General features: G+C 68.4%; 20 protein-coding genes. 19 read left to right on the top strand and 1 reads right to left on the bottom strand.

Translation table 11 applies throughout. The features are described from left to right. Positions 1-15: 15 nt before the first annotated feature. From BKH20_RS02670 to BKH20_RS02610, 13 genes are all read left to right on the top strand, one after another. Positions 16-1,419, top strand: coding sequence for a replication-associated recombination protein A (locus tag BKH20_RS02670; protein WP_075389839.1), 1,404 nt, complete (start codon positions 16-18; stop codon positions 1,417-1,419). Positions 1,420-1,677: 258 nt separating this feature from the next. After that, entirely contained in the window at positions 1,678-2,301 is a 624-nt protein-coding gene (gene rpsD, locus BKH20_RS02665) for a 30S ribosomal protein S4 (protein ID WP_009747225.1), read from the top strand. A 238-nt stretch (positions 2,302-2,539) separates the two neighbouring features. Further along, positions 2,540-5,251, top strand: coding sequence for an alanine--tRNA ligase (gene alaS, locus BKH20_RS02660; protein WP_075389838.1), 2,712 nt, complete (start codon positions 2,540-2,542; stop codon positions 5,249-5,251). A gap of 40 nt (positions 5,252-5,291) precedes the next feature. After that, positions 5,292-5,807 carry a Holliday junction resolvase RuvX gene (gene ruvX, locus BKH20_RS02655; protein ID WP_075389910.1) on the top strand — a complete coding sequence of 172 codons (516 nt, stop codon included), beginning with the start codon at positions 5,292-5,294 and terminating at the stop codon, positions 5,805-5,807. Further along, a complete protein-coding gene (gene mltG / locus BKH20_RS02650) occupies positions 5,804-7,021 on the top strand; it encodes an endolytic transglycosylase MltG (RefSeq protein WP_075389837.1) in 1,218 nt (405 codons plus the stop codon). The genes ruvX and mltG overlap by 4 nt, the downstream gene beginning before the upstream one ends. 12 nt (positions 7,022-7,033) lie before the next feature. After that, positions 7,034-8,005, top strand: coding sequence for a shikimate dehydrogenase (locus BKH20_RS02645; RefSeq protein ID WP_075389836.1), 972 nt, complete (start codon positions 7,034-7,036; stop codon positions 8,003-8,005). A 67-nt stretch (positions 8,006-8,072) separates the two neighbouring features. Next, positions 8,073-9,305, top strand: coding sequence for a chorismate synthase (aroC, locus tag BKH20_RS02640; RefSeq protein WP_075389835.1), 1,233 nt, complete (start codon positions 8,073-8,075; stop codon positions 9,303-9,305). Positions 9,306-9,381: 76 nt separating this feature from the next. After that, positions 9,382-11,250 carry a 3-dehydroquinate synthase gene (gene aroB, locus BKH20_RS02635; protein ID WP_075389834.1) on the top strand — a complete coding sequence of 623 codons (1,869 nt, stop codon included), beginning with the start codon at positions 9,382-9,384 and terminating at the stop codon, positions 11,248-11,250. Further along, positions 11,247-11,813, top strand: a complete 567-nt coding sequence (locus BKH20_RS02630; RefSeq protein WP_075389833.1) for a shikimate kinase — start codon at positions 11,247-11,249, stop codon at positions 11,811-11,813. The genes aroB and BKH20_RS02630 overlap by 4 nt, the downstream gene beginning before the upstream one ends. Before the next feature lie 90 nt (positions 11,814-11,903). Then, the gene (gene efp, locus BKH20_RS02625) at positions 11,904-12,467 is read left to right on the top strand and encodes an elongation factor P (protein ID WP_075372319.1); all 564 of its coding nucleotides are present in this window, start codon (positions 11,904-11,906) and stop codon (positions 12,465-12,467) included. Continuing rightward, a complete protein-coding gene (nusB, locus tag BKH20_RS02620) occupies positions 12,467-12,958 on the top strand; it encodes a transcription antitermination factor NusB (RefSeq protein WP_075389832.1) in 492 nt (163 codons plus the stop codon). The genes efp and nusB overlap by 1 nt, the downstream gene beginning before the upstream one ends. A 115-nt stretch (positions 12,959-13,073) precedes the next feature. Continuing rightward, positions 13,074-13,928, top strand: a complete 855-nt coding sequence (locus BKH20_RS02615; protein WP_256692994.1) for a hypothetical protein — start codon at positions 13,074-13,076, stop codon at positions 13,926-13,928. Between the two features lie 312 nt (positions 13,929-14,240). Next, a complete protein-coding gene (locus BKH20_RS02610; RefSeq protein ID WP_075389830.1) occupies positions 14,241-14,828 on the top strand; it encodes a hypothetical protein in 588 nt (195 codons plus the stop codon). Positions 14,829-14,940: 112 nt separating this feature from the next. Here BKH20_RS02610 and BKH20_RS02605 read toward each other — a convergent pair whose 3' ends face one another. Then, entirely contained in the window at positions 14,941-15,801 is an 861-nt protein-coding gene (locus BKH20_RS02605) for a glycoside hydrolase family 16 protein (RefSeq protein WP_075389829.1), read from the bottom strand. A 391-nt stretch (positions 15,802-16,192) separates the two neighbouring features. Here BKH20_RS02605 and pyrR point away from each other — a divergent pair, with 391 nt between their 5' ends. Genes pyrR through pyrF form a run of 6 tightly spaced genes read left to right on the top strand, consistent with a single transcriptional unit; the run spans position 16,193 to position 24,624 of the window. Then, positions 16,193-16,861 (top strand): bifunctional pyr operon transcriptional regulator/uracil phosphoribosyltransferase PyrR, encoded by a 669-nt coding sequence (gene pyrR, locus BKH20_RS02600; protein ID WP_075389828.1) that lies wholly within the window; start codon positions 16,193-16,195, stop codon positions 16,859-16,861. Then, positions 16,858-17,847 (top strand): aspartate carbamoyltransferase catalytic subunit, encoded by a 990-nt coding sequence (locus tag BKH20_RS02595; protein WP_075389827.1) that lies wholly within the window; start codon positions 16,858-16,860, stop codon positions 17,845-17,847. The genes pyrR and BKH20_RS02595 overlap by 4 nt, the downstream gene beginning before the upstream one ends. Beyond that, entirely contained in the window at positions 17,844-19,166 is a 1,323-nt protein-coding gene (locus tag BKH20_RS02590) for a dihydroorotase (RefSeq protein ID WP_075389826.1), read from the top strand. Before BKH20_RS02595 ends, BKH20_RS02590 begins: the two co-directional genes overlap by 4 nt. Continuing rightward, positions 19,159-20,382: a glutamine-hydrolyzing carbamoyl-phosphate synthase small subunit gene (carA, locus tag BKH20_RS02585; RefSeq protein ID WP_075389825.1), complete on the top strand. Its 1,224-nt coding sequence runs from the start codon at positions 19,159-19,161 to the stop codon at positions 20,380-20,382. Before BKH20_RS02590 ends, carA begins: the two co-directional genes overlap by 8 nt. A 1-nt stretch (position 20,383) precedes the next feature. Continuing rightward, complete coding sequence (gene carB, locus BKH20_RS02580; RefSeq protein ID WP_075389824.1) at positions 20,384-23,743, top strand: carbamoyl-phosphate synthase large subunit; 3,360 nt, start codon at positions 20,384-20,386, stop codon at positions 23,741-23,743. Continuing rightward, positions 23,740-24,624: an orotidine-5'-phosphate decarboxylase gene (gene pyrF, locus BKH20_RS02575; protein WP_075389823.1), complete on the top strand. Its 885-nt coding sequence runs from the start codon at positions 23,740-23,742 to the stop codon at positions 24,622-24,624. The genes carB and pyrF overlap by 4 nt, the downstream gene beginning before the upstream one ends. The last annotated feature ends 136 nt before the right edge of the window (positions 24,625-24,760 follow it).

The following is a 24,760-nucleotide window of genomic DNA, read 5'->3' as shown; positions in this document are numbered from 1 at the left end:
AGATAGGGTCGGCTCATGGACCTGTTCGAGTCGGCCGGCACGGATGACGCCGGGATTCCCGTGGACTCCCACGCACCGCTGGCAGTACGGATGCGTCCGCGCACACTCGATGAGCTTCAGGGGCAGACGCATCTGCTCACCCCCGGATCGCCTCTGCGCCGCCTCGTGGAGCCGGCCGAGGCGAACCGGGGCTCCCGTGCGGGCGAGCAGAGCGGCGCCGCACGGTCCTCCGGATCCTCCCTGTCCTCAGTCATCCTGTGGGGACCGCCCGGAACCGGCAAGACGACGCTGGCCTACCTGGTGGCACGGGGCAGCGGCCGCAGATTCGTGGAGCTGTCGGCGGTCACAGCCGGTGTCAAGGACGTGCGCGCCGTCGTGACCGATGCCAGGCGCCGTCTGGCAGCAGGGGAGGAGACGGTGCTGTTCATTGACGAGGTGCACCGTTTCTCCCGCTCGCAGCAGGACGCCCTGCTGCCCAGCGTGGAGAACCGGTGGGTGACGCTCATCGCGGCCACCACGGAGAACCCGTCCTTCAGTGTCGTCTCGCCGCTGCTGTCCCGCTCCCTGCTCCTGACGCTCCAGCCTCTGGGGGCCGATGACATCGGGCGCCTGGTTGATCGCGCCGTGAGCGACGAGCGGGGCCTGGCCGGCACAGTGGACATCAGCGAGGAGGCGCGCAGTCAGATCGTGCGCATGGCCGGTTCCGACGCCCGCAAGGCGCTCACGGTACTGGAGGCCGCCGCCGGCACTGTCCTGGCGCAGGCACCGGCTTCCGGCACGTCGCCCCTCATCGAGGTCGCCGACGTCGAGCGGGCAGCCGATGTGGCCGCGGTGCGTTACGACCGCGCCGGAGACCAGCACTACGACGTCATCAGCGCCTTCATCAAGTCGATGCGCGGCTCGGACCCTGACGCCACGATGCACTACCTGGCGCGCATGATCGCCGCCGGGGAGGACCCCCGTTACATCGCCCGCCGCATCGTCATCCACGCAGCCGAGGACGTCGGGCTCGCCGACCCCACGGTGCTGTCCACCGCCGTGGCCGCCCAGCAGGCGGTCGCCATGATCGGGATGCCGGAGTCCGGCCTCATCCTGGCCGAGGCCGCGCTCGCCGTGGCCACCGCCCCCAAGTCCAACGCGGTCACCGTGGCGCTCAACGAGTCACTGGCCGATGTGAGAGCCGGCAAGGCTGCGGCCGTACCCGCTCACCTGCGCGACGCGCACTACGCCGGGGCCGAGGGGCTCGGGCACGGCAAGGACTACCGCTACCCCCATGACTTCCCCCACGCCGTCGTCGGCCAGCAGTACCTGCCCGACGGGCTCGAGGGCGCTCGGTACTACCGGCCCACCGGCAACGGCTTCGAGAAGCAGCTGGCCTCCCGCCTCGAGGCGGTGCGGCGCATCCTCGATGAGCGATAGCGCGTGCCCACCGCGGGGTCCTGACTCGAGCGGAGGTTGAGGACCGTCTCACACCGGGCGGTTCCGACATAGGTATTCGACGGTGAGCACGCTAAAGTTCTCGAGCTGTCCACATCGGGGACGACTGGCGGCTCCCGCGGGTGCCACCGGCCGACGACGATGCGGACCTCCTGGGGTCCCGGCCCGAACCGAGGCTTGACCCCGCGCCGTCGGCACCAGCCACGGCGTGCGACCACCGATCCGACAGGAATGACACACATGAGCTCTTCACGCTCCCGCCGTCAGGTGCGCCTCTCTCGCGCCCTGGGCATCCCGCTGACCCCCAAGGCCGTGCGCTACTTCGAGCGCCGCCCCTACGGCCCCGGTGAGCACGGCCGCGCCCGGCGCCGCACCGAGTCCGACTACGCCGTCCGCCTCAAGGAGAAGCAGCGCCTGCGCGCCCAGTACGGCATCCGCGAGGCCCAGCTCCAGCGCGTCTTCGAGGAGGCCCGTCGCGGTCAGGGCCTGACCGGTGAGTCCCTCGTCGAGCTGCTCGAGATGCGTCTGGACGCTCTCGTTCTGCGCTCCGGGATCGCCCGCACCATCGCCCAGGCCCGCCAGGACGTGGTCCACCGCCACATCCTCGTCGACGGCAAGGTCGTGGACCGCCCCTCCTACCGCGTCAAGCCCGGCCAGACCATCCAGGTCCGTCCCCGCTCCCAGGTGATGGTGCCCTTCCAGGTCGCCGCCGCCGGCGCGCACCGCGACGTGCTGCCCCCCGTCCCGGAGTACCTCAACGTGGACCTCGAGAAGCTCTCGGCCACGCTGGTGCGCCGCCCCAAGCGCGATGAGGTCCCCGTGACCTGTGACGTCCAGATGGTCGTCGAGTACTACTCGCGCTGACCCTCACGCTCACCTGACGCCGGGGCGCCCCGGACCCATGAGAGGTTCGGGGCGCCCCGGCGTGGGAGTACGCTCACCATGGAGCAACCCGACCGGATCCGCGCCCACAGGCGACTGGTTCCACCGTCTCCGCCGTCCACCGGGCCGGCCGGTCGGCCACACCACACCGCCCACACGCCCCAGCACCAGGCCCAAGAGCCGCAGTGCCCGGGCACACCTCGAACAGGATGAGGACCCCATGCGCACATCCGATATCCGCAGCCGCTGGCTGGACTACTTCGCCGCGAACGACCACGAGATCCGGCCCTCGGTCTCCCTGGTGTCTCCCGAGCCCTCCATCCTGTTCACCGTGGCCGGCATGGTTCCCTTCATCCCCTACATCCTGGGGACCGAGGAGGCCCCCTGGCCCCGGGCAGCCTCGGTGCAGAAGTGCATCCGCACCAATGACATCGACAACGTCGGTATCACGACGCGCCACGGCACCTTCTTCCAGATGAACGGCAACTTCTCCTTCGGCGACTACTTCAAGGAGGGGGCCATCTCCTACGCCTGGGGCCTGCTGACAGGCAGCCGTGAGGAGGGCGGCTACGGTCTGGACGGGGACCGGCTGTGGATGACGATCTGGGAGAAGGACCAGGTGTCCCTCGACTACTGGACCCGCGAGATCGGGGTCCCCTCCGAGCGGATCCAGCTCCTTCCCTTCAAGGACATCTCCTGGTCGACGGGCCAGCCCGGCCCGGCCGGCTCGTGCTGCGAGATCCACTACGACCGCGGACCCGCCTACGGGCCCGACGGCGGTCCCGCCGTCGACACCCAGGGCGACCGCTTCCTGGAGATCTGGAACCTCGTCTTCGACGAGTTCCTGCGTGGGGAGGGCAAGGGGCACGACTTCGAGCTCCTGGGCAAGCTCGACCAGACGGCCATCGATACCGGTGCCGGTCTGGAGCGCCTGGCCTTCATCATGCAGGACAAGCCCAACATGTATGAGATCGACGAGGTCTTCCCCGTCATCAAGGCCGCCGAGGAGCTGTCCGGAAAGGTCTACGGCCGCGGCTCGGCCGGCCCCGAGGCGGGCGAGGCCTACCACGACGACGTGCGCATGCGGGTCGTCGCCGATCACGTGCGCTCCGCCCTCATGCTCATCTGCGACGGCGTGCGTCCCGGCAACGACGGCCGCGGCTACGTCCTGCGCCGACTCATCCGCAGGGCCGTGCGCTCCATGCGTCTGCTCGGCTTCGACGAGGCCGCCATGCCCACTCTGCTGACTGTCTCGAAGGACGCCATGAAGGCCTCCTATCCCGAGCTGGAGGCCGGCTGGAGCACCATCTCCGAGGTGGCCTACGGCGAGGAGGACGCCTTCCGTCGAACCCTGGCAGCCGGCACCACGATCCTGGACACCGCGGTGGCCTCGGCCAAGAAGGAGGCGGGACGCTCCGGGCGCCCGCTGGTGTCGGGCAAGAGCGCCTTCGAGCTGCACGACACCTACGGCTTCCCCATCGACCTCACCCTGGAGATGGCGGCCGAGCAAGGGGTCGACGTCGATGAGAGCGCCTTCCGCAGCCTCATGAACGAGCAGAAGGAGCGCGCTCGGGCCGACGCGCGCGCCAAGAAGACCGGGCACGCCGATATCCGCGTCTTCCGCGAGCTGGAGAAGGAGATGGGCGGCGGCTCGACCTTCCTGGGCTACACCGAGTCCTCCGCCGATGCCACCGTCGCCGGGATCCTCGTCGACGGCGTCCCGCAGAGCGTCGTCACCGCCCCGGCCGAGGTCGAGGTCGTCCTGGACCGCACCCCCTTCTATGCCGAGATGGGCGGTCAGCTCGCCGACCAGGGTACGATCCGACTGGCCGACGGCGGCACCGTCGAGGTCAACGACGTCCAGGCCCCCGTCAAGGGGCTGCATGTCCACCGCGGCACCCTGACCGAGGGCACGATCGCGGTGGGGGAGAAGGCCTTCGCCCAGATCGACTCGGCGCGCCGTCTGGCGATCGCACGTGCCCACACCTCCACCCACATGGTGCACAAGGCGCTTCACGAGATCGTCTCCGACAACGCCACCCAGGCAGGCAGCGAGAACTCCCCCTCCCGCATGCGTTTCGACTTCCGCCATGGCTCCGCCCTGGCCTCGGACCAGATCTCCGGCATTGAGGAACGGGTCAACGCCAGGCTGTCGGAGGACCTGGCCGTCACCGACGAGGTCATGGACATTGACGCCGCCCGCGCCGCGGGCGCTATGGCCCTGTTCGGGGAGAAGTACGGCAAGAAGGTGCGCGTCGTCTCCATCGGGGGTGACTGGTCCAAGGAGCTGTGCGCCGGCACCCACGTCCCCAGCACCGGCCACATCGGCCGCATCGCGGTGCTGGGCGAGTCCTCGATCGGTTCGGGGGTGCGCCGCATTGACGCCCTCGTCGGCGAGGGCGCCTACGGCTACCAGGCCAAGGAGCACGCCCTGGTCTCCCAGCTGTCCACCATGGTCGGGGGCCGTCCCGACGACCTGCCCGAGCGCGTTGAGAGCCTCATGACGCGCCTGAAGAACGCCGAGAAGCGCCTGGCCGCCGCTGAACAGGCAGCGCTGTCCGCACGCACCGCCGGAATCGTCTCAGAGGCCGTCCGGCTGGGTGACGTCCGTCTTGCCTCGGCCGACCTCGGGACCGTCGGCTCGGCCGACGCCGTACGCTCGCTGGTCCTCGACGCCCGCAGCCGGCTCGGTGATGCCGAGCCGGCCGTTGTCGCCGCCGGCGCGGTCGTGGGCTCGCGTCCGGTCGTGGTGGTGGCCACCAATGCCGGTGCCCGCGACCAGGGCATACGCGCCGGGGCCCTCGTGCGCACCGCCGCTCAGGTGCTGGGCGGCGGTGGTGGCGGCAAGGACGACCTGGCCCAGGGGGGCGGTCAGAACCCAGATGCTCTGGACGAGGCGCTGCGCGCCGTCGCCGAGCAGATCCAGGCCTGATCCGGTAAGCTGGCTCGCCCCGTACCGCCTGGCAGATCCCGTGACAGACTCATCGGCTCAACCGGCCTCGACGGACTTCCGTCCCGGTGTGCGCATCGCCTTCGACGTCGGTAAGGCACGTATTGGTGTCGCTCGTTGCGATCAGGATGCGATCCTGTCGTTTCCTGTGGTAACTCTCAGGCGGGACCGCTATGGTGCAGACCTCGACGAGGCCGTTGACCTCGTCGAGGAGTACGGTGCCTTCGAGGTAATCGTCGGTCTGCCCAAGCACATGGGCGGCGGCAGCTCGAGTTCGACCAGGGACGCCCGAGCGTGGGCGCGAGACCTGGCGAGCCGCCTGCCGCGGCGGGTGTGCGTCCGGCTGGTCGACGAGCGGCTCACCACCGTCTCTGCTCACCGGGATCTGCACGCGGCCGGCCTGAAGGAGAGGAGCTTCCGCGGTATTGTCGACCAAGCGGCGGCGGTCGTCATCCTCGAACAGGCCATCACCACTGAGCGGATGTCCGGGGTTCCGGCCGGTGAGCGAGTCCACCCGATCAAGAGAGGCAGAGCGTGAGCCACGACGATTTCTTCGCCGAGCTCGGCATCCAGCGCGATGAGGACGCTGGTGACGCCAAGGACAAGCCCAAGAGCCGCAGGCAGCGGCGCATGGAGAAGGTCGAACGCCGTCAGCGCAAGCGGCGCCGGCACTGGCTGACGAGCCTTGTCATCATCATCACCCTCATGGCTGTCGGCGTCCTGGGCTACAAGGCCATCGGGATCATGCGCGACGCCTCTGCCCAGGCGACCCATGCTGAGGACTACAAGGGCGAGGGCGAGGGCGAGGTCACCGTGACGATCCCGGAGGGGGCCTCCGGGGCGGACATCGGCGACATCCTCCAGAGCAAAGGCGTCGTCGCCTCCGGCAAGGCCTTCGCCAATGCGGCGAAGAACAACCCGAAGGGAACGACGATCCAGCCGGGCACCTACAAGCTCAAGAAGAAGATGTCCGCCAGCTCCGCGCTCCAGGCACTGCTCGATCCTGAGAGCAAGGGCGATCACACACTGACCGTCATCGCCGGCTCCACCAAGCAGAGCGTCAAGGAACGCCTCAAGAAGGTCGGCAACTTCACCGATGAGCAGATCGAGGCGGCCTACGCCGACTCTGCGGCTATCGGTCTGCCCGCCGAAGCCGGCGGCAACGTCGAGGGCTGGCTCGCTCCGGGCACCTACGACATCACCGAGAACGCCACACCGAAGGATCTGATCAAGAAGATGGTCTCCCAGACCGTCACCCGCCTCAAAGAGCTCAAGGTGCCCAAGGAGGACTACCAGAAGGTCCTGACCAAGGCCTCCATCGTCGAGCGGGAGGTCAACAAGGAGCAGTACTACGGGCAGGTGGCACGGGTCATCGAGAACCGTCTGACGCAGACAGACGGGGAGACCCACGGCCTGCTCCAGATGGACTCGACAGTGCAGTACGGCCTGGGCCATGACGGCGGCATCCCCTCCGAGGTGGAGACTCAGGACGCCAACAACCCCTACAACACCTACGTTCACCAGGGTCTCCCGCCAGGGCCGATCGGCAATCCCAATGAGGCCGCCATCAAGGCGGTGCTCAACCCGCCGGCCGGAAGCTGGCTCTACTTCGTCACGGTCGACCTCAAGACCGGCGAGACCCTGTTCGCCTCCACCAATGAGGAGCAGAAGACCAACACCAAGAAGCTCTCCGACTACTGCAACAAGAACAAGGATGTCTGCGAGGGCAACGAGAGCAAGAAGAATGGCTGAGGAGGTCGGCCTGTGATACGCCACCGCGCCGCCGTCATCGGTCGGCCGGTGAGCCACTCGCTGTCACCCGTGCTGCACCTGGCCGCCTATGCTGGGCTGGGGCTGGAGGACTGGTCCTACGAGCGGCTCGAGACTGCGCCTCCGCAACTGCCCGGGCTGCTCGCCGAGCTGGCCGCTCCGGTTCAGGCTGGGCCCGCCTGGGCGGGCCTGAGCGTCACCATGCCCCACAAGCAGACGCTCCTGGCGCACCTGGACGTCATCGACCCCCTCGCCGAGGCCGTCGGTGCCGTCAACACCGTGGTGGCGCAGCGCAGTGGGGCAGGAGGCGCGCTCCTGACCGGCTTCAACACCGACGTCGCAGGCATCGTCGGCGCACTGCGGGAGACCGCCCGTACACAGACACCAGGTTCCCCGGATGGCCACCTCCGGGTCGAGCAGGCCGTGGTGCTCGGCTCGGGCGCCACCGCCTGCTCCGCCCTCGCGGCACTCGGAGAGCTCCGGGCCGGCCGGATCACCGTCGTGGCTCGACGGCACGCCGGCCCCGGACGCGCACTCAGCGCCGCCCACCGCATGGGGCTGGATATCGAGCCCCTCACCTGGAAACCGACCGACGCCGCCTCCAACACCGAGGCGGCCCGACGCCTGGCCGCAGCCGACGTCGTCATCTCAACCCTGCCGGCACATGCGGCCGACCCGCTGGCGGGCCCGCTGAGCAAGGCCCTGGAGCAGGCTGACGGCACCCGGGCAGGAGCCGTCATGCTCGACGTCGTCTACGCCCCCTGGCCCACCGCCGTCGCCAGTGCTTGGGCGCACGCCCGGGGAGCCCTTGCCCCGGGCTGGCTTATGCTCCTGCACCAGGCCGTGCCCCAGGTGCAGCTCATGACCGGGCAGCAGCCCGATATCGAACTCATGCGCACCGCGCTCCTGGCGGCCCTGGCCCCGCCGTGCGCCCCTACCGCAGTTTCCTCGGAGACCTCAAGCTGATCCTCGCTACAGCGACGATTCAGGACGGGTGACGCCGGCGGCATCGACGTGTGAGAGTATCTACCCCATGCTTCGATGGATGACGGCCGGGGAGTCCCACGGCGAGGCTCTGACCGCGGTGCTGGAAGGCGTGCCCGCGGGAGTCCGGATCACCAGTGAGGACATCCGGGCGGCACTGGCCCGGCGTCGCCTGGGGTACGGGCGCGGCGCTCGCCAGGCCTTCGAGCGCGACGAGCTGCGGGTTCTGGGCGGCATCCGCCACGGGAGCACCATCGGCAGCCCTGTAGCCCTGCAGATCGGCAACTCCGAGTGGCCCAAGTGGTCCACGGTCATGAGCGCCGACCCCGTGGACCCCCAAGAGCTGCTCATCGACGCCGGGACCGGTGACGAGCGCGAGATCGCCCGTAACCGCCCGCTGACCCGCCCCAGGCCCGGGCACGCGGACCTGCCGGGGATGCTCAAGTACGACCTGCCAGAGGCCCGCCCGGTCCTGGAACGGGCCTCAGCCCGCGAGACCGCCGCCCGCGTGGCGCTGGGGGCCGTGGCCGAGGCCCTTCTGGGGCAGATCGCCGGTATCAGGCTGGTCAGCCACGTCGTGCGGATCGGATCAGTCGCCCTGCCCGACGACGTACGCCCACCGAGTGCTGAGGACACCGTGCGCCTGGACGCCGACCCCGTGCGCTGCACGGATCCCGCCACCAGTGCCGCCATGGTCGCCGAGATCGACGCCACCAGGAAGGACGGTGACACGCTCGGGGGCGTCGTCGAGGTTATCGCCACCGGTGTCCCGGTGGGACTGGGTACTCACGTCAGCGCTGACCGCCGCCTGGACGCGCGCCTGGCGGCCGCGCTCATGGGGATCCAGGCCGTCAAGGGCGTGGAGATCGGCGACGGCTTCGCCGAGGCGGCTCGGCGGGGCTCGGTGGCCCACGACGAGATCGTCTCAGTGGATTGCGGAACGCTCACCCGGCCCACCAACCGCGCCGGCGGTATCGAGGGCGGCACCTCCAACGGCTCCGATGTGCGGGTACGGGCCGCCTTCAAGCCGATCTCCACGGTGCCCAGGGCCCTACGCACCGTCGACCTGGCCACGGGCGAGGCCGCCACCGGGCTCCACCAGCGCTCCGACGTGTGCGCCGTCGTCCCCGGAGCGGTCATCGCTCAGGCCATGACCGCCCTGGTCCTGGCCGACCTTTTACTGGACAAGACCGGAGGCGACTCGGCCGATGAGGCCCGACGCAACCTGCGTTCCTACCTGAGCCGCATCGCTGAACGGACGCAGTGGCGAACCGAGCGGTGAATCTCGTGGTAAGTCGCTACGCCCGGGCGATACTGGTACCACCCACAGCGATCTCAACGGAGAGGGAGTCACGATCATGACCTGGAAGCGTGTTCCGACCATCGCTCTGCGCGACGACCAGCTGCCCCTGGTTCTGGTGGGGCTGCCCGGTGCGGGCAAGACCACTCAGGCCAGGCTCCTGGCTCAGGCCCTGGGCGTCCAGGTCACCGACACCGACGCCGAGATCCGCAGGCGCGCCCGCATGACGATTCCCGAGATTTTCGCCTCCGAGGGGGAGGAGTGCTTCCGCGACCGCGAGCACCGGGCCATGCGGGCAGTCCTGGACTCCCCGGCGGCAGCTCAAGGCGTGATCGCCCTGGGTGGGGGAGCGGTTCTGCGTCCCGAGAACCGAGACCTGCTGCGCGGTCACACCGTCATCTACCTGTCCACCTCCCCGAGCACCGCCGCTAAGCACGTGGGTGACGGGACCGGGCGCCCTGTGATGGCCCCGGACGCGGACTCCGACCAGGCCCGTGCCGCCCAGGAGCGCTGCGAGGAGCACGGTGAGCACGCGGGCGTCCTGGCGCGCATGGAGGCCCTCCATGCTCAGCGCTCACCGCTGTACTCCGAGGTCGCCACGCTCACTGTGCCCACCGACGGGCTCAGCCCCCAGCAGGTCGCCGCGCTCATCCTGGTGGCCCTGGGCGTCCAGACCGCACAGGCGGTCAGTGTCCTGGCACCCATGGCCGAAGGACAGGCGGACTGCGCCACCGCCCCGGACGGGGCCAGCGGCTCACGCCGGCGCGCCCGTGTCCGGCCCGTGTCAACCACGAAGGTGAGCAGCGGCACGCGGAGGGTCACTGTCGCCGGCGAGAGCCCCTACGACGTGCTCATCGGCCACGGGCTCCTGGCCGAGCTGCCCCGCATCATCCAGGACACCCCCGGAGCGGGCGCGGGAGGCGTCGCCATCATCCACGCCAAGGCGCTGGCCGACCGCGCCGCCGCGGCCGAGGCGGCGCTGACCGCTGAGGGCCTGCGCGTCCTGCGCCTGGAGGTTCCCGACGGCGAGGCGGCCAAGAAGGCGCGCGTCCTGGAGTACCTGTGGGAGCGGCTCGGCTCCTTCCGCCTGGGCCGTGACGGGCTCGTCGTCGGTCTCGGTGGCGGGGCGACGACGGACCTGGCCGGTTTCGCAGCCGCGACCTGGCTGCGAGGTGTTCCCGTGGTGCAGGTGCCCACCACGCTGCTGGCCATGGTGGACGCCGCCGTCGGAGGCAAGACGGGTATCGACACGCCCGCAGGCAAGAACCTGGTGGGTGCCTTCCACCCGCCGGCCGCGGTCATCGCCGACCTCGAGACGCTCTCCACGCTTCCCGCCGCCGAGCTGCGGGCCGGACTCGGCGAGGTCATCAAGTGCGGCCTGATAGCCGACTCCGTCATCCTCGACCGGGTGCTGGCCGATCCCGCCGACTGCCTGGCCTGGGACTCGCCGGTGCTGGCCGACCTGGTCGCCCGCTCCGTCGCGGTCAAGGCCACCGTCGTGGGGGAGGATCTCACCGAGTCCGGCCTGCGGGAGGTCCTCAACTACGGGCACACCTACGCCCACGCGATCGAGAAGGTCACCGGGTACTCCTGGCGTCACGGAGAGGCGGTGGCCGTCGGCTGCGTCTTCGCCGCTGAGATCGCTCACCGCAACGGCACTCTGAGCAGTGACGCACTCGCCCTGCACCGACAGAGCCTCGAGGCGGTCGGCCTGCCGACCCGCTTCCCCGAGGGGAAGGGGCGCTGGGAGGAGCTCAGGGAGGCCATGATGAGCGACAAGAAGGTGCGCGGCGGCCGACTGCGACTCGTCCTGCTCGACGACATCGCCAGGCCCGTGCGAGTACAGGCGCCCGCGGAGAGCGTTCTCCTGTCGGCTCACGAGGCCGTCACAGGTGGGCCCCGCCAGGCAGAAGGACACCGCGGTTGAGCGCCACGGCACCGGGTGCCTTCATCCTCATCGGCCCTGCGGGGGCCGGCTGCTCCAGCGTGGCCCGTGCCATCGGGAGTGCCCGGGGCCTGCCCGTGCTCGATCTGGGCCGGCTCGTTGCCGACGAGCTGGGCACCCGCCCCGACCTGGCGCTCGTCGCGGTGCCGGAGACCGAGTACCGTCGCGTCGAGGCCGACACCGCTGCCAGGGTCCTAGAGCGCGCCGTGAGTGAGAGCGTCGTCGTCGCCCTGGGATCGGGCTGCCTGGAGGCCAGGGGAGTACGTCAGGGCCTGGAACGTCTCAGACTCGTCAACCGCGGTACTCACCACGTCGTGGCCCTGACCTGCGCCACCCGAACCCTGGCCACCCGCAACGGCCTCGACGCGCCGCGGTCAGTGGCCCTGGGGACCATCCACCACCAGTTCGTCCAGATGCTCCACGCGCGTCAGGCCCAGTGCCGGGACCTGGCCGACATCATCATCGACACCACCGCAACGACCCCCGACGAGGCCGGTCAGAAGGTGATGAGCGCCGTCGCCGCCGAATTGTCCCACCACTCGTGATCGGTGCGACACGCCCGTCACGGGGTGAGCGCGGTGCCTCGCGGTAGGATCAGCGCGTCCCAGATGCAATGCAACAGTGAGGAAACCCTCGTGGCCACGACGAACGACCTGAAGAACGGCATGGTGCTCAACCTCGAGGGCCAGCTGTGGCAGGTAGTGGAGTTCCAGCACGTCAAGCCCGGCAAGGGCCCCGCCTTCGTGCGCACCAAGATCAAGAACGTCCTGTCCGGCAAGACCGTTGACAAGACCTTCAACGCCGGCCTCAAGGTCGAGACGGCCACCGTCGACCGGCGCGACATGCAGTACCTCTACAAGGACGGCGACGACTACGTCTTCATGGACGTCAAGTCCTACGAGCAGACCTCCGTCCCCTCGGCCACCGTCGGCGACGCCGCCACCTTCATGCTGGAGAACCAGGAGGTCATCGTGGCCTTCCACGAGGACTCGGTCCTGTTCGTCGAGCTGCCGGCCTCCGTGGTCCTGACGATCTCCCACACCGAGCCGGGCCTCCAGGGCGACCGCTCCAGCGCCGGCACCAAGCCCGCCACGGTCGAGACCGGTGCTGAGATCCAGGTCCCCCTGTTCCTCAACACCGGTGACAAGGTCAAGGTGGACACCCGCTCCGGCTCCTACATCTCCCGCGTCAACGACTGATGACCGAGCATCCCGAGGAGGGCTCGACCCACTCGAGCCCCGCGTCGCGCCACCCGGTCACTGCCCGCACCAAGGCGCGCCGGCGTGCCATCGAGATCCTCTTCGAGGCCGATCAGCGCGGGATGCTGAGCTCCGAGGGCACTGAGGAGCTGCGCTCCTTCGCGCAGCTGCGCGCCGTCAGCTCGGCCAACCACACCGAGGCCCCTGCCTACACCCGGGAGATCCTCAACGGCGTGTGCGACCACCTGGGCGACGTCGACGAGACGATCCAGACCTACGCCCAGGGATGGACCCTGGGGCGCATGCCGGCCGTCGACCGCGCCATTGCGCGAGTCGCCACCTGGGAGATCGTCTACAACGACGAGGTGGATGCGCCAGTCGCCGTGGATGAGGCCATGACGCTGAGTCGGATGCTGTCCACCGACGAGTCCCCCAGGTACCTCGGAGGACTTCTGGGGCGTATCGGCGACCTCGCGGACACGTTGCGCTGAGGCATGGGGCGAGGGGCTCACGGCATGGGGAGGATTCCCTATGCCGTGAGCTGCGCCCGTCCGGCACCGGTGGCCTAGGCTGAGGCCGCCCCCTCTGCCGATGTTGGAGTACCCCGTGAGTCAGTTACCTCCTCAGGATCCCGACGACTACCCCTACATCAAGGGCACCGGCGCACCGCTGGACGGGGCACGCGGCATCGACAACCCTGTAGCCGTACTGGCCGGCCCCCACGGGGCCGTCTACCCCTGGGCGGGATCGGGAATGGCCTACCCCACCGGGCCCTATCCCCTCGGAGGCCTCCCGCCGTCCTCAGCAGCGCCCGGAGGTTATCCGTGGAACGGACCCATGCCTGTTTCTTACGGCCCCTACCCCCCGATGGGACTGACCCCGGTTCTCGGATTCGCCTGGAACGACCCGGTCGGCACATGCGAGCGCAAGCGCTCCGCGACTCGCACGGTCTCGCTCTCAAGCAGCATCATTGGGGTCATTACCATGATGATTCAGATGATCATCATCGTCACCATATTCCTCGCCATCGGGTACGTGGGGCAGCAGAGCGAGTTCTTGCTGTTCGTGTCCTTGCTCATCGTGGTGCTCGCCCCGATGGCCGTCGGCCTTGGATGGGTCACCACCTTTATCCTGGCTCTCGTCGCCTGTGTTCAGGCCCGTTCCCGCATGCCTCAGGTTCAGCCAGATGGATGGGCCCAGGCCAAGACGCCAACGCTGGCTCTGCTGGTCACGAGCATCGTGGCAGGACTACCCACCCTCATCATGTACGTGATATTCAACGAGGGGCCCTCACGTGGCAGCACTGCTGAGTTCATCGATAGCTTCCTGGAGCCACTGCTCATGTTCTTCGGCCTGACTCAGCTCCTGATTGCGGTGGGGTTCGTCTTTCTGCTCCGTATGAGTAAGGCGCTGGACCCGGCGGTCAGAGCGTCTCAGGCCCCGGGAATGCAGTCCGCATGATCTGTTCCTGGCGCCGATGAGAACTCGGGTGCTGACGTACTGTCGAGTTGCTTTTCGACGCCGATCAACGCGGGATGCTGGGCGCTGGGTCAGGGAGCAAGCGGGCGCGCGGCATGGGGCGGGCTCCCTATGCCGCGAGCTGCGCCCATCGGACACGGTTGGTCTAGGCTAAGGCCGCCCACTCTGCCAACGCTGGAGTACCCCGTGAGTCACCTACCTCCCCAGAATCCCAACAACGACCCCCATATCCAGGGCGCCGGCCACCCACGGAACGCCCCTACGCCTGTTCCTTACGGCCGATACAACCCCACGGTGGGGCCGACTCCTGTTCCTGGCTTCGGCTGGAATGACCCGGTCCTGACGATGGTTCAGCGCAAGCGCTCCGCGACCCGCAAGGTCTCGGTCGCCGGCGGCATCATCGGGCTCATCACCATGATCATCCAGATGATCTTTACCACCACCTTTCTCGCCTTGCTCATCACCCACGGGGAGTACGACCTACCGTTCGGATTCTTTGCCCTTTTCGTTGTGCTCGTCACCCCGTATATCGTTGGTATTGTTTGGGTTGCTACGTTCATCCTTGCTCTCATCGCTTGTATTCGGGCACATTCCCGGACGCCTCAGGTTCAGCCTGATGGATGGGTCGAGGCCAAGATGCCAACGTCGGCTCTGCTGGCCGCGAGTGTCGTGGCGGGACTTCCCATCTTCATCATTTGTGTCGTTTGGCCTTTGACGGCCTTGTCCGGCTCCACTCTTGAACCACTGCTTGAACCACTGCTTGTCGTCTGCGACCTGGTGGAGGTTCTGATCGCAGTGGGGCTCGTGTTTCTTCTCCGTATGAGCAAGGCGCTGGACCCGGCGGTCAGAGCGTCTCAGGCCCCGGGAACGCAGCCCGCATGAGCTGTTCCTGGCGTCGATGAGAACTCGGGCGCCGGCGCAATCCCCTCAGCCCGCGCCAACGCGTCCTGGCGAAGAGGCCGGAGCGCAGGCTGAGGAGCGCCGCATCAGCTAGTCATCCATGGGCCCGTACGACGATGTAGTCAATATCCACCTGGGCCTGCGTGAAGCCCTCGTGCTTGAGACGCCCCCGGTGGATGCTTCCGCTGTGCGTGGTCAGGCAGATGTGGTAAGCGGCGTCGTCACCGAAGCACTCATCGAAGTCCTTCTGCGATGCCGAACGCGAGACCTCGTGGTAGGGCTGACCGTCGAAGAGGAAGAGAATGCTCTCGGGGGTCTTCTGCATCCCGTAGGTGTGCCACTGGGTGAGATCAGGCCGCGGCGAGACCCCCAGGTTGCTTCCTTTGCCCCCCGCCTGGCCGTAGTGCACAGTCGACTCGGCGATGCCGGTGGCACTGCCGCCACCGTAGGTCTCCACGACATCGATCTCGCCGCCGTTGTCGTCGTCGTCCGCCCGCAACCAGATGCCGGCGAAGAGACCCTCAGCCGACTGGGGGAAACGCGCCCTGACCTCCAAGAAGCCATAGACGAAGGAGAACAGCCCCTGCGTGGTGACAAAGGCTTGGTTGACGTAGCGCAGGGTCGGCTCCTTGTCGAAGCGGTTCTGGAAACCCTTGAGGGGAGTGGCGCGCTTGCGCCACAGGACGTGCCCGACACCGTTGCTGACGCTGTGGGTGTCATGCGTGAACACCCCCCAGTCGTAGCTGGCGCAGGACTCGGGCTCCGAGCGGTTGTCCCGCCACCGTGACGGGGAGAAATCCGTCCCGTCAGAGAACTGCTCATTGAAGATGACGCTGCTGAAGTCGTAGGAGGACTCCGCCGCCGCTGCCGGCGAGGGGGAGGCGAGACCGGCGGCGGCCAGTCCTGCCCCGGCACTGAGGCCGGTGATGATCAGACGTCGAGTAGGGAGTGTCATGAGGGCATTCCTTGCTTGAGAAGAAGTCGCTGACGCAGCAGCAACACCGGATCTTGCCTGCTCTGCGACATCGTTCAGCTCTCAATCGGGCTCAGATGGATCCGGCACTCACTTCTCAAGCTCTCGACATGTTGTGACGATCTCGCAGTCAGCGTCTGACGACGCCTGAGCATTGGGCTAAGACTAAACATTGTTACGGACGATTTGTAGACGCGAAACACGTCCTGCTGCGACTGTCGTCAGGTGCTGAGCCGTTTAGCAGCCGTTGGCGTGACCTTCGTCTCCGAAGGTCGTGCTGTGTGGGCGAGCACAACCCGCCGGAGGTGACGTACACTCGGTAGTGACCAACATCCTTTAAGTCCGTCCAGAGAGGCGGGGAAGGAGGCCTGAAATGGCCGAAAGTTTGTCAGGCGCCTTGAGCGCACCGATCCAGGGCAAGGAGATCCTCGGACCTCCCGATATAGCCCGCTCCCTGTTCCGTATCGCGCACGAGATCTTGGAGCGCAACCACGGGACTCAGGACATCGTCGTCCTCGGGATCCCCAGCGGGGGAGCACCACTCGCGCACAGACTCGTCGACGCACTCGCCGTCGCCTCGGGCGAAGGCACGCAGTGGTCCGAGCAGGCGGGGCAGGCGCAGGCCGCCGCCAAGGTCCCGGTCGGCACCTTGGACATCACCATGTACCGCGATGACCTGGGACGCCACCCCATCCGAGTTCCCCGTCCCACTGAGATCCCCCAGGGCGGCATTGACGGCAAGGTCGTCATCCTCGTCGACGACGTCCTCTACTCCGGGCGCACCATCCGAGCCGCCCTCGACGCCCTGGGCGCCGTCGGCCGCCCCCGGGCCGTGCAGCTGGCCACGCTCGTGGACCGCGGCCACCGGGAGCTACCTATCCGAGCCGACTACGTGGGTAAGAACTTGCCGACCTCCCGCACCGAGAAGGTCGTGGTCTCCCTGACCGAGCTCGGCGCCTCCACCGACGCCGTCACCATCGTCCCCGCAGACGTCCCCACTGAGCGTTCGAGCGAGCGCAGCAACCAGGAGGCCACCCGATGAAGCACCTGCTCTCCGCCAAGGACCTGACCCACGACGAGGCGGTCATGGTCCTGGACACCGCCGAGGCGATGGCCGCCACCCAGCGTCATGCGGTCAAGAAGCTCCCGACGCTGCGCGGCAAGACCGTGGTGAACCTCTTCTTCGAGGACTCCACCCGAACCAGGCTCTCCTTCGAGGCTGCCGCCAAGCGTCTGAGCGCCGACGTCATCAACTTCTCGGCCAAGGGCTCCTCACTGTCCAAGGGCGAGTCCCTCAAGGACACCGCCCAGACGATCATGGCCATGGGGGCGGACGCCGTCGTCGTGCGCCACTCCGCCTGCGGCGCTGCGCACCTGCTGGCCCACGCCGGCTGGATCAACGTGCCGGTCCTCAACGCAGGTGACGGCACCCATCAGCACCCCACCCAGGCCCTCCTGGACGCCATGACGCTGCGGCGCTGGTACGTCCCCGGAGCGCCCGCCACAGCGGACGGCAGCCCCTGCCCGCAGGGGCGCGACCTGGAGGGCGCCCGCCTCATCATCGTCGGTGACGTCCTGCACTCCCGGGTGGCCCGTTCCAACGTGGACCTCATGACGGCGCTCGGCGCCAAGGTCACGCTCGTGGCGCCTCCCACGCTGCTGCCCGTGGGCATGGACGACTGGCCCTGCGAGGTCTCCTACAACCTCGATGAGGCGATCGAGGAGATTCGGCCCGACGCCGTCATGATGCTGCGCATCCAGCGCGAGCGCATGAGTGCCGCCGGAGGAGGCTTCTTCCCGAGTCCTGCTGAGTACTCCAGCGTCTACGGCCTCACCTCCGCCCGTCGCCGGGCCATGCCGGAGCACGCGATCGTCATGCACCCCGGCCCCATGAACCGCGGCCTCGAGATCACCGCCGAGGCCGCCGACGACCCCCGCTCGCGCATCATCGAGCAGGTCGGCAACGGAGTCTCCGTTCGTATGGCCGCTCTCTACCTCCTCCTCGCTGACGAAGGGAACCAGCTGTGACCTCCCACCTCCTGACCGGTGTCCGCCCCTACGGCGAGGACCCCACTGACATTCTCATCACCGACGGCACCATCACCGCCATCGGTCCTGACGCGGCGGCGAAGGCCCCGGCCGATGTCCAGCGCCATGACCTGGACGGGCTCATCGCCCTGCCCGGGCTCGTCGATATCCACACTCACTTGCGCGAACCCGGAGGAGAGTCCGCCGAGACCATCTACTCCGGCACCCGTGCCGCAGCCGTCGGCGGCTACACCGCCGTCTTCGCGATGGCCAACACCACGCCCGTCCAGGACAGCGCCGGTGTCGTGGAGCAGGTGCTGCGCCTGGGCCGTGAGGCCGGCTGGGTGGACGTCCAGCCGGTGGGTGCGGTCTCAGCGGGACTGGCCGGCGAGCACCTGTCCGACATGGGCGCCATGGCGACCTCCGCCGCCCGAGTACGCGTCTTCTCCGACGACGGCAAGTGCGTCTCCGACCCCGTCCTCATGCGCCGGGCCCTGGAGTACGTCAAGTCCTTCGACGGCGTCATCGCCCAGCACGCTCAGGACCCCCGCCTCACCGAGGGGTCCCAGATGCATGAGGGCGTCGTCTCCGCCGAGCTGGGCCTGCGCGGCTGGCCGGCGGTGGCCGAGGAGTCGATCATTGCCCGCGACGTCCTGCTGGCCGAGCACGTGGGCTCGCGCCTGCACGTGTGCCACCTGTCCACCGCGGGCAGCGTCGGCATCATCCGCTGGGCCAAGTCCCGCGGCATCAATGTCACCGCCGAGGTCACACCGCACCACCTCCTGCTGACCGACGAGATGGCCCGCACCTACTCCCCGCTGTACAAGGTCAACCCCCCGCTGCGCACTGCCGAGGACGTCGAGGCGGTTCGCGAGGCCCTGGCCGATGGCACCATCGACGTCGTCGGTACGGACCACGCCCCGCACCCGCTGGAGGACAAGGACTGCGAGTGGCAGGCCGGTGCCTTCGGCATGACGGGCCTGGAGACGGCTCTGAGCGTCCTGATCGAGACGATGGTCAGCACCGGTCGCATGACCTGGCGCGACATCGCCCGGGCCATGTCCTCGACCCCAGCCCGCATCGGCCGTCTGAGCGACCAGGGTTGCGAGCTCGAGGTCGGGGCCCCGGCCAACATCACGGTGGTGGACCCCGAGGTGCGCCGCACTGTCGACGCCTCCGCCCAGTGGACCAGCTCCACCAACATCCCCTACGCGGGCATGGAGCTCCCGGGACAGGTCATGGCCACCTTCCTTCACGGCCGCCCCACCGTCCTGGACGGGGCTCCCGTTGAGGCTCCGGTCGGTTCAGCTCATGTCTGAGTCGGGTCACCGCCCAGCCGCCCTCCTCGTGCTGGAGGACGGCTGGGCCCTGCGGGGCCGCAGCTACGGGGCTCAAGGGCGCACCATCGGAGAGATCGTCTTCTCCACCGGGATGACGGGGTACCAGGAAACACTCACCGACCCCTCCTACCACCGCCAGATTGTGGTGCAGACCGCGCCACACATCGGTAACACCGGGGTCAACGACGAGGATGCCGAGTCGGACCGTATCTGGGTGGCCGGCTACGTCGTACGCGAACCTGCTCGACGAGCTTCCAGCTGGCGCTCCCGTCGTGAGCTGGAGGACGACCTGCGTGACGCCGGTATTGTCGGCCTCTGCGAGGTCGACACCCGGGCCCTGACCCGGCATCTGCGTGAGGCAGGCGCCATGCGCGGCGGCATCTTCTCCGGTCAGGCCCTGCCGTCCGGCGCTACCGACCCCGGTGGCCCCAGTCAGGCCTGCATCGACATCTGCCTGGAGGCCGTGCGCAGTGAGCCGCCCATGAGCGGCCGTGCCCTGGCCGCCGAGGTGACCACTCCCTCCGGCTACGTCGTCGAGCCCACCGGACCGGCCGAGGGGCACAAGCCGGTCGCGGTGCTGGCCGCCATCGACCTGGGCATCAAGTCCCGCACCCCGTGGCAGTTCGCTGAGCGCGGCGTACGTGTCCACGTCCTGCCTCAGTCCACGACTCTCTCCGAGCTCCTCGCCCTCAAGCCTGATGGTGTCCTGTTCTCCAACGGCCCCGGAGACCCGGGAAGTGCCGACGCCGAGATCAGTCTCCTGCGCGGCGTACTCGACGCGCGCATCCCCTTCTTCGGCATCTGCCTGGGCAACCAGCTCCTGGGACGTGCCCTGGGCTACGGCACCTACAAGCTCGCCTACGGGCACCGTGGTGTCAACCAGCCCGTTGTCGACCGCGCCACCGGCAAGGTGGAGATCACGGCCCACAACCATGGCTTCGCCGTCGACGCACCCGTCGACGAGCCCTCCATAGCTCCCTTCGACAACGGCCGCTACGGTCGGGTGGAGGTCTCCCACCTGGGACTCAACGACGGCGTCGTCGAGGGGCTACGGGCGCTGGACCTGCCGGCCTTCTCCGTCCAGTACCACCCCGAGGCCGCTGCCGGCCCCCACGATGCCGAGCACCTCTTCGACCAATTCATCCGCCTCATGCGGGAGCACCGCCGGGGCCAGGACCGCGAGGACAAGAACTGACATGCCTGCTCGTCCTGATATCACCTCCGTCCTGGTCATCGGATCGGGACCCATCGTCATCGGGCAGGCCTGCGAGTTCGATTACTCCGGCACCCAGGCCTGCCGCGTCCTGCGCGCCGAGGGAATCCGCGTCATCCTGGTCAACTCCAACCCGGCCACGATCATGACCGACCCCGACGTCGCCGACGCCACCTACATCGAGCCGATCACCCCCGAGGTGCTGACCACCATCATCGCCAAGGAACGTCCCGACGCCCTCCTGCCCACCCTGGGCGGGCAGACCGCCCTCAACGCCGCCATGAGCCTGGTCGAGCGTGGCGTGCTCGATGAGTACGACGTCGAGCTCATCGGCGCCTCCGCCGCGGCCATCAACGCCGGGGAGGACCGTGACGAGTTCAAGGACGTCGTCGAGCGCTGCGGCGCCGAGGTCGCCCGCAGCGTCATCGCCCACACCATGGATGAGTGCCGCGCGGGGGTCGAAGCCCTGGGCGGCTACCCGGTCGTCGTGCGCCCCTCCTTCACAATGGGCGGCCTGGGCAGCGGCGTCGCCTTCAATGACGCGGACCTGCATCGCATCGCCGGGGCAGGTCTGGCGGCCTCCCGTACCACCGAGGTCCTCCTGGAGGAGTCGATCATCGGCTGGAAGGAGTACGAGCTCGAGCTCATGCGCGACACCGCCGACAACGTGGTGGTCGTGTGCTCCATCGAGAACGTTGACCCCGTGGGAGTGCACACCGGCGACTCCATCACCGTGGCCCCCGCCCTGACCCTCACCGACCGCGAGCTTCAGCGGCTGCGGGACATCGGCATCGCCGTCATCCGGGAGGTCGGGGTCGATACCGGCGGCTGCAACATCCAGTTCGCCGTCGACCCGGCCACCGGCAGGATCATCGTCATCGAGATGAACCCGCGCGTCTCGAGGTCCTCAGCCCTGGCATCCAAGGCCACCGGCTTCCCGATCGCCAAGATCGCCGCACGTCTGGCCGTGGGGTACACGCTCGACGAGATCCCCAACGACATCACCGGCTCCACCCCGGCCTCCTTCGAGCCGACCCTGGACTACGTGGTCGTCAAGGTCCCGCGCTTCGCCTTCGAGAAGTTCCGGGGCGCCGACCCCAGGCTCACCACCACCATGAAGTCGGTGGGCGAGGCCATGGCGATCGGCCGCTCCTACACCGAGGCCCTCCAGAAGGCCTTGCGCTCCCTGGACAAGAAGGGAACCGTCTTCCACTGGGACGGACCGGCCCCCAACCAGCAGCAGACCGCCGAGCTGCTGGAGTCCATCACCGTGCCCACCGAGCACCGGCTGGTTGACCTCCAGCAGGCCGTACGCGGCGGAGCCACGATTGCTCAGCTTCACGAGGCCACCCGCATCGACCCCTGGTTCCTGGACCAGATGCTGCTTCTTGAGGAGGTGGCCCAGGAGGTCAAGGGCGCATCGGCGCTCACTCCGGAAGTCCTGGCCCGGGCCAAGCGCCACGGCTTCTCCGACGTCCAGGTCGCCGCCCTGCGCGGCATCAGCGAGGACACGGTACGAGAGGTCCGCCATGCCTTCGGCCTGCGGCCCGTCTACAAGACCGTGGACACCTGCGCCGCCGAGTTCGCCTCACGCACCCCCTACCTCTACTCCAGCTATGACCTGGAGACCGAGGTGGCATCCCGTGAGCGTGAGGCCGTCATCATCCTGGGCTCGGGACCCAACCGGATCGGCCAGGGCATCGAGTTCGACTACTCCTGTGTTCACGCCGCGATGGCGCTGTCCGATCGCTACGAGACCGTCATGGTCAACTGCAACCCCGAGACCGTCTCCACCGACTATGACATCTCCGACCGGCTCTACTTCGAGCCCCTGACCTTCGAGGACGTCATCGAGATCTACGAGGCTGAGCTGGCGGCCGGCCCCGTGGCCGGTGTCATTGTCCAGCTCGGTGGCCAGACACCGCTGTCTCTGGCGGCCAGGCTGGCCGAGGCCGGGGTGCCGATTCTGGGGACAAGCCCTGAGGCGATCGACGCCGCCGAGGACCGCGAGGCCTTCGGCGTCGTTCTGCAGCGCGCCGACCTGCCCGCACCGGCGCACGGCACCGCTCTGAGTGACGAGCAGGCGCGCTCGGTCGCCCAGGGCATTGGCTATCCGGTCCTGGTGCGCCCCAGCTACGTGCTCGGCGGCCGCGGTATGGAGATCGTCTACGACGCCCAGGGACTCGACGACTATCTCCAGCGCGCCGGTCTTGAGCCAGGAGGCGTCTATGGGACCGGGCCGCTGCTCATCGACCGTTTTCTCGACGACGCCATCGAGATCGATGTCGACGCCCTGTACGACGGCAGCGAGCTGTTCCTCGGCGGGGTCATGGAGCACATCGAGGAGGCCGGTATCCACTCCGGTGACTCCGCCTGCGTCATGCCGCCCATGACCCTGTCCGACACGGAGATCGCTCGCATCCGACGCTCCACTGAGGCGATCGCCAGAGGGGTGGGCGTGCGAGGGCTGCTCAACATCCAGTTCGCCCTGGTCTCCGATGTTCTCTACGTCATCGAGGCCAACCCCAGGGCATCGCGCACAGTCCCCTTCGTCTCGAAGGCATCCGGCGTGCAGCTCGCCAAAGCGGCGGCCCTCATCATGACCGGGGAGACGATCGCCTCGCTCAGGCGCTCCGGCCACCTGCCCGAGGCCGACGCCGCCGTCACCGATCCCGATGACCCGATCGCCGTCAAGGAGGCGGTCCTACCCTTCAAACGATTCCGCACCACCGAGGGGCGCGTGGTCGACACGATCCTGGGACCGGAGATGCGTTCCACCGGAGAGGTCATGGGCTACGACGTCGACTTCCCCCGAGCCTTCGCCAAGTCCCAGGCCGGTGCCTACGGTGGCCTACCAGGAGAGGGCACGCTGTTCGTCTCGGTAGCCGACAGGGACAAGCGAGCCATCATCCTGCCGGTGGCCCGGCTCGCAGAGCTGGGCTTCACGGTCCTGGCCACCACCGGGACCGCACAGGTACTGCGCCGCAACGGGATTGACGCCATGGCGGTACGCAAGATCAGTCAGGGGGTTGGTGCCCACGGCGAGCAGACGATCGCCGGACTCATCGAGTCCGGAGCCATCGACATGGTTGTCAACACTCCCAAGGGCCAGGGAGCCCGTGCCGACGGGTACTCCATCCGCGCGGCCACCACCGGCGCCGACCGTCCCATCATCACCACCGTCCAACAGCTCCAGGCGGCGGTCCAGGCCCTCGAGGCCCAGCTGCGCGGTCCCTTCCAGGTTCGCAGCCTCCAGGAGCACATCGCCGCCCGCCGATCCCGACGAGGCTCGGCCCCCGAGACCCACCCCGTCGCCCCTGTTGAAGACAAGGAGACTCGATGAGTCCCGCAGCCTCTTACCAGCCCAGTCGTACCAGACGTCCCTTCGGCTCCCGTCTGGCTGACGCCATGGATGACCACGGCCCCCTGTGCGTCGGTATCGACCCTCACCCGAACCTGCTCGAGGCCTGGGGGCTGGCCGACTCGGCCGCGGGACTGCGGGACTTCGCCCTGCGCACCATTGACGCGGTCGGAGGACACGTGGCCGCCGTCAAGCCGCAGTCCGCCTTCTTCGAGCGTCACGGCAGCGCAGGCATCGCGGTCCTTGAGGAGACCCTGGCGGCCCTACGCGACGTCGGCACCCTGTCCGTTCTCGACGTCAAGCGCGGGGACATCGGTTCCACCATGGCCGGCTACGCCCAGGCCTACCTGTCCGACGGCGCTCCTCTGGCCGCAGACTCCATCACCGTCTCGCCCTACCTGGGCTACGGGTCCCTCACTCCTGCGCTCAACCTCGCCGAGGCCAGCGGTCGGGGCGTCTTCGTCCTGGCCCTGACCTCCAATCCGGAAGGAGCCGGGGTCCAGCACGCCGTCAACGGCGACCAGGCCGTGGCCGCCGGCATCGTGGAGGGCGTGACCGCGTCCAACGCACAGGCCAGTGGTGAGGGCCGGCTCGGCTGCATCGGGCTGGTCATCGGAGCCACCATCGGCGGGGCCGTCTCCGACCTGGGAATCGACCTGCAGCGCGCCAACGGTCCGTTGCTGGCGCCCGGGGTCGGTGCCCAGGGAGCAGGGCCCGCCGAGCTGGAAGCCGTTTTCGGGGCGGCGCGCCGTCAGGTCCTGGCCTCCACCTCACGCGGGGTTCTCAAGGCGGGCCCCTCCATTGAGGCACTGCGAAAAGCCGCGTCGGCGTCTTCCTACGAGGCTGCAACAGCCCTTCGCTGAGCCTCACGGTGCTGTAGCCCGTCCCGGGTTCGGGGTGTGTGTGGAAGCACGAAGTAGGTTGTGGAATATGGGCTCCTGCGAATGCGAGTGCACGTGACCCGACTTATGCTCGTGGTGCGGGTCACTGGTATACGAC

This window comes from Actinomyces oris (genome assembly GCF_001937445.1).
Classification (GTDB): domain Bacteria; phylum Actinomycetota; class Actinomycetes; order Actinomycetales; family Actinomycetaceae; genus Actinomyces; species Actinomyces acetigenes.
This window is presented reverse-complemented; position numbering and strand designations above follow the sequence as displayed.

What these genes read in the sequence shown, in the direction of transcription:
- BKH20_RS02670 (WP_075389839.1), top strand. Translation starts at nt 16, where the DNA reads ATGGACCTGTTCGAGTCGGCCGGCACGGATGACGCCGGGATTCCCGTG.
- rpsD (WP_009747225.1), top strand. Translation starts at nt 1,678, where the DNA reads ATGAGCTCTTCACGCTCCCGCCGTCAGGTGCGCCTCTCTCGCGCCCTG.
- alaS (WP_075389838.1), top strand. Translation starts at nt 2,540, where the DNA reads ATGCGCACATCCGATATCCGCAGCCGCTGGCTGGACTACTTCGCCGCG.
- aroC (WP_075389835.1), top strand. Translation starts at nt 8,073, where the DNA reads ATGCTTCGATGGATGACGGCCGGGGAGTCCCACGGCGAGGCTCTGACC.
- aroB (WP_075389834.1), top strand. Translation starts at nt 9,382, where the DNA reads ATGACCTGGAAGCGTGTTCCGACCATCGCTCTGCGCGACGACCAGCTG.
- nusB (WP_075389832.1), top strand. Translation starts at nt 12,467, where the DNA reads ATGACCGAGCATCCCGAGGAGGGCTCGACCCACTCGAGCCCCGCGTCG.
- BKH20_RS02605 (WP_075389829.1), bottom strand. Translation starts at nt 15,801, where the DNA reads ATGACACTCCCTACTCGACGTCTGATCATCACCGGCCTCAGTGCCGGG.
- pyrR (WP_075389828.1), top strand. Translation starts at nt 16,193, where the DNA reads ATGGCCGAAAGTTTGTCAGGCGCCTTGAGCGCACCGATCCAGGGCAAG.
- BKH20_RS02595 (WP_075389827.1), top strand. Translation starts at nt 16,858, where the DNA reads ATGAAGCACCTGCTCTCCGCCAAGGACCTGACCCACGACGAGGCGGTC.
- carA (WP_075389825.1), top strand. Translation starts at nt 19,159, where the DNA reads ATGTCTGAGTCGGGTCACCGCCCAGCCGCCCTCCTCGTGCTGGAGGAC.
- carB (WP_075389824.1), top strand. Translation starts at nt 20,384, where the DNA reads ATGCCTGCTCGTCCTGATATCACCTCCGTCCTGGTCATCGGATCGGGA.
- pyrF (WP_075389823.1), top strand. Translation starts at nt 23,740, where the DNA reads ATGAGTCCCGCAGCCTCTTACCAGCCCAGTCGTACCAGACGTCCCTTC.